The following is an 11,407-nucleotide window of genomic DNA, read 5'->3' as shown; positions in this document are numbered from 1 at the left end:
TGTCTAGGCCAAATTCAAATGTCCTCTCTTTGGCCAGATCAGAATGTCCGGTTTAATGCAGGATGGTTTTGATTCTTTTACGTCTTTTTCCTGGCTGTTTCCGTAAGGCAGTCGAGCTGGCCTGAGGCGGTAAGGTATCTACAGGGTGGGGCGGTTGCGTCAGTTCATCGATGGCGCGACGCAAGTCTTCCGCATTCAGCTGCCGTTGTGGTTTCGTGCCCGGGGCCGCCTGTTCGGGCCGTTGCCGCGGTTTTTGACCGGTCAGCGTGCGCGACGGTGTCGCTAGGGTGCGACGATTGTCGCGCTGGGCCTGCACGCGCTGGGCGATCTCCAGCACGTGCCCCAGTCGCTTGTTCTCCACCACCGCACCCTGATTGATCTCGGACAGCCGGTCATAGAGGACGTAGGGCAGGGCAGCGCCATCGGCCCACAACTCGATACGGCCGTCCGGATACTCGGCTACTTCGATATAGCGATGAATCAGGGGGCGCCGCTCGGGTTGGTCGGTGATGAGATACAGCTTGCGGTCGTACTGCAGCGTCAGCCGGTTGGAGACTTTGCGCCATTCGCGCCAGGTAAAGATGCGCTCGAGGTCCTCGTCGGGCCGTACGGGACGGTGCGCATTGAAGTCGCTTCTGGGCATCTTGGCGAACCGCACATTGAAGTCCGCCAGGAAGATCGGGGCAAAGGCATTGGCCTCGGCCAGCGTCGAGATGCCGCGCTGGCGCAACTCCTTGACCAGCCGGTCCTGCAGCGTGCCATTCATTCGCTCCACGCGGCCCTTGGCCTGGCTGCTGTTGGCGCACAGGCTCTCGATATTCAGCTCGTACAGCGCGCGCCCGAACTGCGTATGGTCTCGCCCTGTGGTGACGCCTTTGGCATTGACCCGGAAGATGCTGGCCTTGTCGCTGTAGAAGGACACCGGCTTGCCATGGCGCTCGATGTAAGCACGCGTCGCGGCAAAATAGGCGAAAGTCGATTCGGTCGGCACGAACAGCAACTGCATCAGGCGGCTGGTGGCATCGTCGACATAGACCAGCAGCGTGCACATGGGCGAACGCTCCTCGAACCACGCGTGCTCGCTGCCATCGATCTGCACCAGTTCACCCAGGCAAGCGCGGCGCTTGCGCGGCTGGTGCAGCTTGGGCGGACGCAGCTTCCTGGGGATCCAGAATCCGGCGTCGATCATGATCCGCCGCACCGTCTCCTTGGCCAGCGCGATGCCATGGCGCTCGCGCAGCTTCTCGCAGGCCAGCGTGGGGCCGTAATCGGCGTAGTGCTGCTGGATTAGCGCGCGTGCCTGCGCTTCGAGCATCCGTGGCAGCTGGCGATGGCCTGGCTGCCCACGCTGGCGCGACAGCAAGCCCATCGGGCCATCGGCTCGCCAGCGCTGGACCAGCCGCCGGACTTGCCGCGCGGTCAAATCCAGGCGCTCTGCGGCGCGCCATTGCGCCAGCAGGCCCTCGGCCGTTGCCTGAATGACCTTGAAGCGGTCAACTTCACGCAGACTCATGGTGATCAACCCTCGATCCTTCACGGCGCGCTCCCGTCCAACCCAGGCGCTACCAGTATAGGTCTATCCAGAGGACATTCTGATGTGGCTGGAAGCGGACATTCTGATTTGGCCTTTACAGTTCGCGTCGCGCATAATCATTGTTATGTTAAATCAGTAAAATTCTAAATCCACGCCTGAGACGCGGACTGGCAGAACGTCCATCCCCCCGATCCTTGGCCCCCAGTAGCGCCGCGCATCGTCAGCCCGGTGTTGGCCAAGTTTTCCTTGTCCCTTGGACAATCGCGAATACTCGCTGCTATATTGCGTGAACCAATCCTGCCCCAGATCCCATGGCACGCTCGCTTGTGCTCGTCGTGTTGGCCGCTTCGCTCTATGGTTGCGCCGGTGCCCCGTCCTTCAGCCTGTTTGGCGCCTATTTTCCGCTTTGGCTCTTGAGCGCCCTGATCGGCATCGTGGGCGCCGTCATTTCCTGGCGGCTGCTTATCCTGGCCGGCTGGGCGGATATCGTCGGCTTCCCGCTGCTGGTGAACACGGCAATCGGCCTGATGATCGCTGAAATCGTCTGGTTATCGGCTACGGGACACATCCTATGAAAATGGCCGGCGTTCGCAAAAGGCCGCTGCGCGGGAAATTGATCGCCCTGGCGATCGTTGTTCTGGCCATCCTGCTCTCCATCTTTGCCTGGCATCGCACCGTGCGGTTTCCGTCTTCCGACGATGCCGGGCTCGATGCCGACATGGTGCATGTGGCCTCGCCCGTGGGCGGCAGGATATCGAGGATCCTTGTCAGCGAGAACCAGCACGTGGCCAAGGGCGATGTGCTGTTCGAGATCGATCCTGTGCCATACCGGCTAGCCGTGGCCCAGGCGACTGCCGATCTGGAACTGGCGCAGGCTGCGCTGGGCACGCGCAGACGCACGATTGCCACTGAACACGCCAATGCGGCGATTGCCTCGGAGCAGACCGCCCGCACCGAGCAGAACTACGCGCTGACCGCGCGCACCGTGGAGCGTCTGCGCCCGCTGGCCGCAGATGGCTACGTGCCGAAGCAGCAGCTCGACCAGGCCGAGGTGGCGCAGCGCGACGCGGCGGTATCGCTGAAACAGGCCAATGTGCAGCGTGCCGCGGCGGCAAAGGCGGTGGGCACAGAGGATGACGCCACGGCGACCGTGCGAGCGCGCGAGGCGGCGCTGGCCATCGCCCAGCGGGCACTGGACGACACCGTGGTTCGCGCCCCGCATGATGGCCGCGTGAGCGGCCTGACCGTGCTGTCCGGCGAAGTCGTGATTCCCAATCAGTCTCTCTTCCTGCTAGTCCACACCGGCGAATGGTTCGCCGTCGCCAATTTCCGCGAAACCCAGCTGGCCGATATCCGTCTTGGCGATTGCGCCACGGTCTATTCGATGATCGACCGCAGCCATGCCATGCGCGGCAAGGTCGAGGGCATTGGCATTGGCATCACCGACACCGAGCGCCTGAACCTGCCGCGTTCCTTGCCCTATGTCCAGCCGTCGGTGAATTGGGTGCATGTGGCCAAGCGATTCCCGGTGCGGATCAAGCTGGAAGAGCCGCCGGAAACGCTGGCCCGGGTGGGCGCGAGTGCAACCGTCGAGATCCGGCATGGCGCAGCCTGCCGCTGACAAGCCGCGTCTCGGGCTGGCCGGTCTCGGCGCCCTGCTGGCACCGTTTCCGGGCCGCGCATCGGCCACCACGCGCATTGCCGTGGCTTGCACGTTGACGGTGCTCGTTACCAGCATCTATGGCACGCCGGAGGCGGCCATCTCCGCCTATATCGTCTTTTTCATCAACCGGGCGGATCGCACCACCAGCATCGTGATGAGCGTGGCAGCGCTGGTGCTGCTCAGCATCATCATCGGACTCGTGATGCTGCTGGCCGATTTCAGCGTCGATGACCCACTGCGCCGGGTAGCATGCATGGCCGTGCTGTCGGCCGCCCTGCTCTTCCTGACCTCGGCCAGCAAGTTGCGCCCGGTGGGCGCCATCATCGCCATGATCATCGGGTTCGGGCTCGACGAACTCGGCCTGGTGCCCGGCGGTGAGATCGCCACGCGCGCCCTGCTCTATGCCTGGCTGATGGTGGCGATTCCAATTGGCGTGAACGTGGCGGTCAACCTGATGCTGGGGGCAGCGCCGCGCCGGCTGGCCTGCGACCGGCTGGCCCATTGCCTGCGCGTGGCGGCAGCCTGCCTGCGCGATCCGCCAGCGGACGGCGCCGCGCTGCAGGCGGCGCTGCACGCCGGCGTTCAGCCGGTGGCGGGCTGGCTGAAGCTGGCAAGAATCGAAGGCTCGGCCAATGCCAGCGACGTCGCCGCGCTACGTCATGCCGCGGCGTCAACCATGGCGATCCTGCTGGCGGTCGATGTCGCCCGCCGGCAGCCGGGCGCTCCCCTGCCCGCCCCGGTTGCCGATCTGGTCGCCAACACGCTTGACGCGATGGCGCGCATGCTCGATGCGGGCGGCTATCCGGTGGAGATCGGGCTGAGCCCACCGGACGCCAGCCAGCTGGCGCCGGCGCAGGCGGCGGTTGCCAGGAAACTGCACACAGCCATCAACGGCTTTGCCGAGCCCCCGGAAGCGGACACCGCGACGGACCCTGCGACAGCCCCGATGCCCGCAACCCGCCGCGGCGGCTTCCTCGACGCGGATGCCTTCAGCAATCGCGACCATATCCACTACGCGCTCAAGACCACCGGCGCGGCCATGTTCTGCTACCTGCTCTATCAGCAGCTCAACTGGCCAGGCATTCATACCTGCTTCATCACGTGTTATCTCGTGTCGCTCGGGACCACCGCGGAGACCGTGGAGAAGCTCTCGCTGCGGCTGGCCGGCTGCCTGGCCGGCGCGGTCATCGGCACGGCTGCCCTCGTGTATGTCGTGCCTTCGCTGTCGTCGGTGGGCGGGCTCATGTTGCTCGTCTTCGCCGGCTCGTGGATATCGGCCTGGGTTGCGCAAGGCTCTGCGCGCATCGCCTACGCGGGCTTCCAGATCGCGTTCGCGTTCTACCTGTGTGTCATCCAGGGCGCGGGCCCAGGCTTTGACCTGACCATCGCGCGTGACCGGGTCATCGGCATCATGCTTGGCAACCTGATGGTGTACCTGGTGTTCACGCGCATCTGGCCGGTCAGCATTGCCGCGCGCATCGAAGCGGCGCTGGGCCGGCTGGTCGAGCAATGGCAGCAACTGGCGCATGCCAGGCGGCCCGACGACCGGCGCGGGCATGCCACGGCTGCGCTGGCCTTGCAGGGCGATATCGCGCAGGACCTGATCCTCGCGCGCTACGAGCCTGCGTCCGTGGGCCCGGCGCCCGCGTGGGTCGAAGACCGCCAGCGGCGCCTGCGCTCGCTCGACGCGATTGCCGGTCCGGCGTTCCTGTTCGCCGAGCGGTTCCCCGGCGACCCTGACCTCACGCAGCGGCTTCGCACGCTGGAGGCCCACGATACGGCGCCGCAGCCGGTGCAGCCCGCCCACGCCACTGAGGCCACCAATGCCACCACCGAGGCCATTGACGCCGCCGGTCCCGACGTCTCCGCCCGCAAGGCCTTGCTGGCCCTCATCGACAAACGCCTGACCGCCTCCGTTGCCGACGCCGCGCAGACGGCCCACCCTTGCCCCATCCATGCGCAAACGTGATTCGCTGGTGATTCCGCTATCGCTGATTGCTGCGACGCTGGCCGGTTGTGCCACGTCGTCGCTGAATCTCGCGCCTGCGCAAGCCGATCGGCCGTGGCAGCCCGCCACCACGGCATCCGGAGAAATCGTGCCCGGCGCCGCGGCCAGGGCCGCACCCGCGCTGGGGCCTTCCGACTACACGCTGCCCGCCAATTCGGCGCTGGCGTCGATCGCACCGCCGCCCGTACTCGATCCGGCGCACGCGTACTCGCTGCCGGAACTGATCGACATGGCCGCGTCCGCCAACCCACTGACGCGCATCGCGTGGAACGACGCACGCAATGCAGCGCTGGCCGCGGGCATCGCCAAGGCCAGCTACCTGCCGCACATCTCGGCCGCGGCCATGGGCGGCTACCAGAACGGGCATCTGTCCACCAGCACGCCCTTGGGAGCGGCCGGCACGAACACATCCAACCACGGCGCGGTGTCGGTTCTGTCGCTGCAATGGCTGCTGTTCGATTTCGGTGAACGCGCGGAGATTGTCGATGCCGCGGAGCAAACTTCGATCGCCGTCAATATTGCGTTCACGGCCGTTCACCAGCGCATCGTGCACGATGTCAGCGTGGCGTTCTACCGCTATCAGGCTGCCCGGTCGCGCGGCGGCACGGTGCAGCAGGCCATGACCAACGCCGATGCCGTGCTCGCGGCCGCCAAAGCTCGCTACCAGCGCGGCATCGGCACGGTCGTGGAGGTGGCGCAGGCCACCCAGAATCGTGCGCAGACCAACCTTGCGATGGTGCAAGCACAGGGCGCCGAGACCGACGCGTATCTGGCCCTGCTCACGGCCATCGGTATCTCGCCGCTGTCGAAGCCACGCATCGCCGAAATGCCCGTGCGGCCCTTGTCGCCCGCCTTGCGCGGCTCCATCGAGCAGATCGTCGAAAGCGCAATCGCGCAGCGCCCCGACGTGCTGAGCGCCTACGCGGCCGAGCGCGCCAGCCAGGCCAAGGTCAAGGCGGCCGAGGCGGCGTTCCTGCCCAAGGTGTTCCTGTCCGCGTACACGTCATACGCCTCGGGTGGATCGTCCATCTCGGCGATTCCGCCAATCGGCCAGCAGCCGCCGACGCTGAACCTCAACGGCTATCGCTATGGCGCCAGCGTATTCCTTGGCGTTACCGTGCCCATTTACGACGGTGGGGTGCGCTCGGCAGTGGTCGCGCAGTCGCGCAATGACGTCGACAGCGCATCGGCCCGGCTGACGCGGGCCAAGGAAGAATCGGTGCGGCAAGTGGTGGTCAGCCAAAGCGCGCTCGAATCGAGCCTGGCGGCGTACGACGCGGCCAAGGCGCTGGCCGACGCGGCCCAGGTCACCTACAACGCGGCCTTTGCCGCATATAGCAAGGGCGTGGGATCGGTAACCGAAGCCAACCTGGCGCAGACGCAGTTGCTGCTGGCATGGAATGCGTCGACCGATGCGTATAGCGGCGCGCTGGCCGCCGCCGCCACGCTGGCGCTCGCGACCGGGGCGATCGGCGCGACGCGTTGAGCCACCCTGGATCCGACTCCGTCCAAGTTGGCTACCCCAAAGAATGACGCTTCAAGAACCCATCAGGCGGATGCAGATGCGAGCGGGACTTCGCTGTAAGTCTGCAGGCGGTTGTCGGCCCGACGCAGATCCGATTCATACTGGCGCGCCGCCAAAAGGAAGCAAGCGGCGGCGACCAGGCCGAATGCCGGCATCACCGCAAGGGCCGTCTGCAGGCCAAGGGCGTCAGAAATCGCCCCCCCGACGAAAGGCCCAACCGCAAGGCCAAACATGTTCTGAAAGAGCGACAGTAGTGCGGCGCCGGTGGAACGGACGCCCGGGTGAACGACGTCGAGCACAATACCCGCCGCCGGCCCTACCGTACACGTCATCAGGAACCCGCCGAACGCAATCAGCAGGAACTGCCGGCTGGCTGGCATCGTAACGGTAAAGGCAACCACAAAAACCAGCAGCGTCGCCACGCACAGGAAGGCCACGGCAAGAGGCTTGTTGCGTGGCCGGCGAGCAGCCGCCTTGTCTACCACGAGCCCCCATATGAAGGCCCCCAGCGCGCCGCACAACACGATTAGTGCCGCCTGCTTGGCTGCAACATCCGGGGCTGCGCCGTGGAACCGGTTGAAGTAGCTGGGGAGCCAGGCCCAGACGGTAGACACCACGATGAGCTGAAACGCTGCGCCGACGCAGGTCCACCAAACCGTACGCGAGTCAGACAACGCGCTTGCGACGTGCCTGATGAAGTTCCATGGCGACGCCTTCGCCTTGTGCAGTCGGGATGTCAGTTCCACGGTCTTGTAGTCAGGCACGAGCAGGTACAGCAGCGCGATTGCCAGTCCCGGGAAGCCCACCACGCCGAACGCCGCCTGCCAGCCCCAGCGCTGGGCGATCACGCCGCCCAGCATGACGCCGAGGACAGCGCCAATGGAGCCGGCGGCAAAGAACGCTCCCAGCAACATGGAGCGCATGCGCTTAGGAAACAGGCTTGCAATCAGTGCCGCACCGACGGAACCATAGCCACTTTCGCCAACGCCGACCATGGCGCGTGCGGCAAATAGCTGACTGTAGTTACGAGTAAACATGCATGAGATGGTCGCTACGCTCCATACCGTTGCCATCACGGCGACACTCTTGACCCGGCTCATCCGATCGGCCAGAAGAGCGACAGGCAGGCCGCCCAGCGCGACAACGATCGAGATGATCGACACCAGTGCGCCAAGCTGCTTGTCCGACAAGCTCCACGCCTCCTTCAAGTGGGGAAACAACGAGACAATGACCTGCCGGTCGATGTAGTCGAACAGCATCAGCGCAAAGGTCATGGCAAAGGCAAACCAGGCTTGGGGCCGGCTGACCAGATAGTCGTCGCGATCATCTGCTCCGGAATGCGGGGTGTGCGGGTTCATGCGTGTCTCCATGGTGGGTTGGCTCTTGCATTGAGAGCCACCTCTGATGCTTGCACAGTCTGCTACGTGCCACTGACATTGCCGGCAGCCTTCCGGCATGGTGCGTTCAAAGTCAGGCGGACACGCCAACAATGCGCTCTTGATGCGTGCCGCGTGTGCTTCTGCAACGTGACAATGCCCTGTCAGGGCACCAGGACGGTGGAGCCCACTGTCTTGCGCGACTCGAGCGCACGATGCGCGTCGGCGGCATCGGCCAGGGCAAAGGTCTGCTGGGGTTCGCTCGCGATGCGCCCGGCCAGCACGTGGTCGAACAGTTCCTTGGCCATGTCCAGCATGTGCGCGCGCGGCTGGATATAGTGCATCATGGCCGGCCGCGTGAACCAGATCGATCCTTTCACGGCCAACATCTGTGAGTCGACAATCACCGCGCCCGACGAGGTGCCGTTGCTGATCAGCGAACCGCGCGGCTGCAGGCAGTCCAGGGACGCTTCCAGCGTGTCCTTGCCCACCGAGTCATAGACCACCGGAACCCCCTTGCCGTCGGTGATCTCCTTGACGCGCTGCACGATGTTCTCGCGCGAGGTCACGATGGTGTGCGCACAGCCGTTGGCCTTGGCGATCGCGGCCTTCTCGTCGGTACTCACGGTTCCGATCATGGTGACGCCCATCGCCCTCGCCCACTGGCAGGCGATCAACCCCACGCCACCCGCAGCCGCGTGGTAGAGGATGGTCTCGCCACCCTGGAGCGGGTAGACCTGACGGAACAGGTATTGCGCCGTCATGCCCTTCATCATCAGCGTGGCGGCGGTGCGCTCGGAAATGCCTTCGGGCAGCGGGATCAGCACCGCGGCCGGCATCACGCGCACCTGGGAGTAAGCGCCCTGCGGACCGATCAGGTAGCCGACGCGGTCACCCACGCGGATGTCCGTCACGCCGGAACCCACGGCCTCGACCACACCGACCGCATCGGAGCCCAGCCCGTTGGGCAGCGCCAGCGGGTAGCGGCCGGTGCGGAAATAGATATCGATAAAGTTCAGCGCGATGTAGCTGTGGCGCACACGGGCCTCGCCGGGGCCGGGCTCGCCGACCTCGACGTCCTCGAACTTCAGCACTTCCGGGCCGCCGGTTTCGTAGAAGCGAATGGCTTTTGACATGCTTGTCTTCCTGTGTATGTTCTGTGGGGCTTGGCGCCGCCGACTCAGTTGAGCCAGGGCGTGGCCGCGCTCAGGCGACCTTGCGCAGGTGGCCTTGCTGGCGACCGATGCGGTTGGGTGCGAAGCCGTTGGCGGCCAGGGACTCTTCCACGGTGTCGTAGAACACGCCGATCTTGGAAATCTCGCGCGCCTGCTGCGCGGTGGCGATCGGGCGGCCGAACTCACGTGAAATACGCACCAGTTGCTCGATCTGCTGGACCGTGCTGAACTTGCTGGAGCGCTGCTGGTTCCAGAGGTTGTCCTCGATGCCGCAGCGCACGTGCAGGCCCATGGCGATGCCCATCATGTTGATCGGCAGCACGTTGAGCACGGAGCTTTCCACCGTCAGCACTGCGCCATCGGGCACGGCGCGCACGATGTTGGCCATGTTGTAGATGTTGGGCGCGTCCATGCCGCCGCTGATGGCCACCCAGTTCATGACCAGCGGGCCCTTGTAGATGCCTCTGCGCATCAGGCGCTCGACCGACTCGAAGCTGTTGATGTTGTAGCACTGGAAGGCGCTCTGGATGCCGGCAGCCGACAGGCGGCGGATGTGCTCCTCGACCCAGCCCGGCTGCGAGGGCACCGTCATTTCCTTGTAAGCCTGGAAGGTGGCCGGATCTTCCATCGACGTGCCACGCAGGTCTTCGTAGTCGAAGTGCTCCAGCACATTCATCTGCGAGGTGTTCACGGTCACCGTGACCTGGTCGGGCTTGGGGTCGAGATCGGCCAGCATGTGGCGCGTATCATCGGAGAGCCACTTGGCGGCAGCGCCATCGGTCTCTGGCGCGAAGGAGATCGAACCACCCACCTGGATGATCATCTCGGGCACGGCCTTGCGCACGCCGGCGACCAGTTCGTTGAATTTGGACAGCCGCTTGGAGCCGCGGCCATCGAGTTCGCGTACGTGCAGGTGCAGGACCGTGGCACCCGCGTTGTAGCAGTCCACGGCCTTCTGGATCTGCGCCTCCATCGTCACCGGGATGTCCTCGGGAAAGTCAGAGGGGACATAGGACGGCGCGTAGGGCGCGGCCGTGATGATGAGCGGCTGCTGGTTTTCGGGGAACAGGTGTCCGTCGAGAAAGTTCATGGCGTGCCTCCAGGGGGAAGAAGAAAGGGAATAGGGTTAGCGGGAGTGAGGGTCAGAGCACCAAGTCAGAACACCTTGTCGCCGATGATGCCGGCGCGCTCCATCTTGCGATGGCAGGGCGGGTAGTCCATCACGGCGTAGTGCTGCGTCGAGCGGTTGTCCCAGATGGCAATGCTGTTCGGCTTCCAGCGCCAGCGCACCTGATACTCGGGGATCAAGGCCTGGCCGATCAGGTACTGCAGCAGCGCCGATCCGCCTTGGGTGAAGTCCTGGCCGTAGCGCACGTTGGCCGCTGTGTGGAAGTTCGTGAAATGGGTGGCGAAGCCGTTGACGAACAGCACCTTCTCGCCGGTCTCGGGATGGGTGCGCACCACGGGATGTTCGGCATCCGGGTACTGGGCCTTGAGTGCCAGGCGTTTCTCAGTCGGCATGGCCGCACCGAACGTGGCTTCGATGCTGTGCCGCGCACGCAGGCCGGCGATCTGGAGCTTGACCTGGTCGGGCAGCTTCTCGTAGGCCAGCGCCATATTGGCCCACATGGTGTCGCCGCCCACCGGCGGGCATTCCACGCAGCGCAGCACGCAGCCCATTGGCGGTGTCTCGCGCCAGGTGGCGTCGCAGTGCCAGCCGTTCTCGTAACGGTCGTTGGGAGCCTCTGGCGATTTGTAGATGCGCACCAGGCCCGGGTGATCCGGGTCGCTGCCGACCACGGGGTGGTCCTCGAGCTCGCCAAAGCGGCGCGCGAAGCCCACATGCTCGGCGCGCGTGATGTCCTGGTCGCGCAGGAACAGCACCTTGTGCTTGAGCAGCGCGGCCCTGATCTCGGCGAACAGCCCATCGTCGTGCACGGCGTCTGCCAGGTCCACGTTCACGAGCTCGGCACCGATGGCGCAGGTCAGCGGTTCGATATGCATGGTTTGTCTCCTTCTTTTTTGTTTAGATCACCACGACGGACGGGCCCGTCGTCATGCGGGACTCGAGGTCACGGTGGGCACGCCCTGCTACATGCGGCGCGTTGCGCTGGTCGGGCCGCTCT

Annotated in this window: 9 protein-coding genes; 4 read left to right on the top strand and 5 right to left on the bottom strand. The window is 65.1% G+C overall.

Annotation, left to right across the window (positions count from 1 at the left end):
- Positions 1-52: 52 nt before the first annotated feature.
- Complete coding sequence (locus A9975_RS33400; protein ID WP_220810805.1) at positions 53-1,513, bottom strand: ISNCY family transposase; 1,461 nt, start codon at positions 1,511-1,513, stop codon at positions 53-55.
- A gap of 332 nt (positions 1,514-1,845) precedes the next feature.
- Between A9975_RS33400 and A9975_RS33395 the strand changes: the two genes are divergently transcribed.
- Genes A9975_RS33395 through A9975_RS33380 form a run of 4 tightly spaced genes read left to right on the top strand, consistent with a single transcriptional unit; the run spans position 1,846 to position 6,691 of the window.
- Positions 1,846-2,109, top strand: a complete 264-nt coding sequence (locus A9975_RS33395) for a hypothetical protein (protein ID WP_183036452.1) — start codon at positions 1,846-1,848, stop codon at positions 2,107-2,109.
- Entirely contained in the window at positions 2,106-3,155 is a 1,050-nt protein-coding gene (gene mdtN / locus A9975_RS33390; RefSeq protein ID WP_183036451.1) for a multidrug transporter subunit MdtN, read from the top strand. The genes A9975_RS33395 and mdtN overlap by 4 nt, the downstream gene beginning before the upstream one ends.
- Positions 3,136-5,166: an FUSC family protein gene (locus A9975_RS33385; protein WP_183036450.1), complete on the top strand. Its 2,031-nt coding sequence runs from the start codon at positions 3,136-3,138 to the stop codon at positions 5,164-5,166. The genes mdtN and A9975_RS33385 overlap by 20 nt, the downstream gene beginning before the upstream one ends.
- A complete protein-coding gene (locus tag A9975_RS33380; RefSeq protein ID WP_183036449.1) occupies positions 5,153-6,691 on the top strand; it encodes a TolC family protein in 1,539 nt (512 codons plus the stop codon). The genes A9975_RS33385 and A9975_RS33380 overlap by 14 nt, the downstream gene beginning before the upstream one ends.
- A 62-nt stretch (positions 6,692-6,753) precedes the next feature.
- Here A9975_RS33380 and A9975_RS33375 read toward each other — a convergent pair whose 3' ends face one another.
- From A9975_RS33375 to A9975_RS33360, 4 genes are all read right to left on the bottom strand, one after another.
- The gene (locus A9975_RS33375; RefSeq protein ID WP_183036448.1) at positions 6,754-8,088 is read right to left on the bottom strand and encodes an MFS transporter; all 1,335 of its coding nucleotides are present in this window, start codon (positions 8,086-8,088) and stop codon (positions 6,754-6,756) included.
- 182 nt (positions 8,089-8,270) lie between these two features.
- The gene (locus A9975_RS33370; protein ID WP_183036447.1) at positions 8,271-9,242 is read right to left on the bottom strand and encodes a quinone oxidoreductase; all 972 of its coding nucleotides are present in this window, start codon (positions 9,240-9,242) and stop codon (positions 8,271-8,273) included.
- 70 nt (positions 9,243-9,312) lie between these two features.
- Positions 9,313-10,371 carry a 3-keto-5-aminohexanoate cleavage protein gene (locus A9975_RS33365; protein ID WP_150984578.1) on the bottom strand — a complete coding sequence of 353 codons (1,059 nt, stop codon included), beginning with the start codon at positions 10,369-10,371 and terminating at the stop codon, positions 9,313-9,315.
- 65 nt (positions 10,372-10,436) lie between these two features.
- Positions 10,437-11,285 (bottom strand): TauD/TfdA family dioxygenase, encoded by an 849-nt coding sequence (locus A9975_RS33360; protein ID WP_183036446.1) that lies wholly within the window; start codon positions 11,283-11,285, stop codon positions 10,437-10,439.
- Between the last annotated feature and the right edge of the window lie 122 nt (positions 11,286-11,407).

The organism is Cupriavidus sp. UME77, from assembly GCF_014170355.1.
In the GTDB taxonomy this organism is placed as follows: domain Bacteria; phylum Pseudomonadota; class Gammaproteobacteria; order Burkholderiales; family Burkholderiaceae; genus Cupriavidus; species Cupriavidus basilensis.
This window is presented reverse-complemented; position numbering and strand designations above follow the sequence as displayed.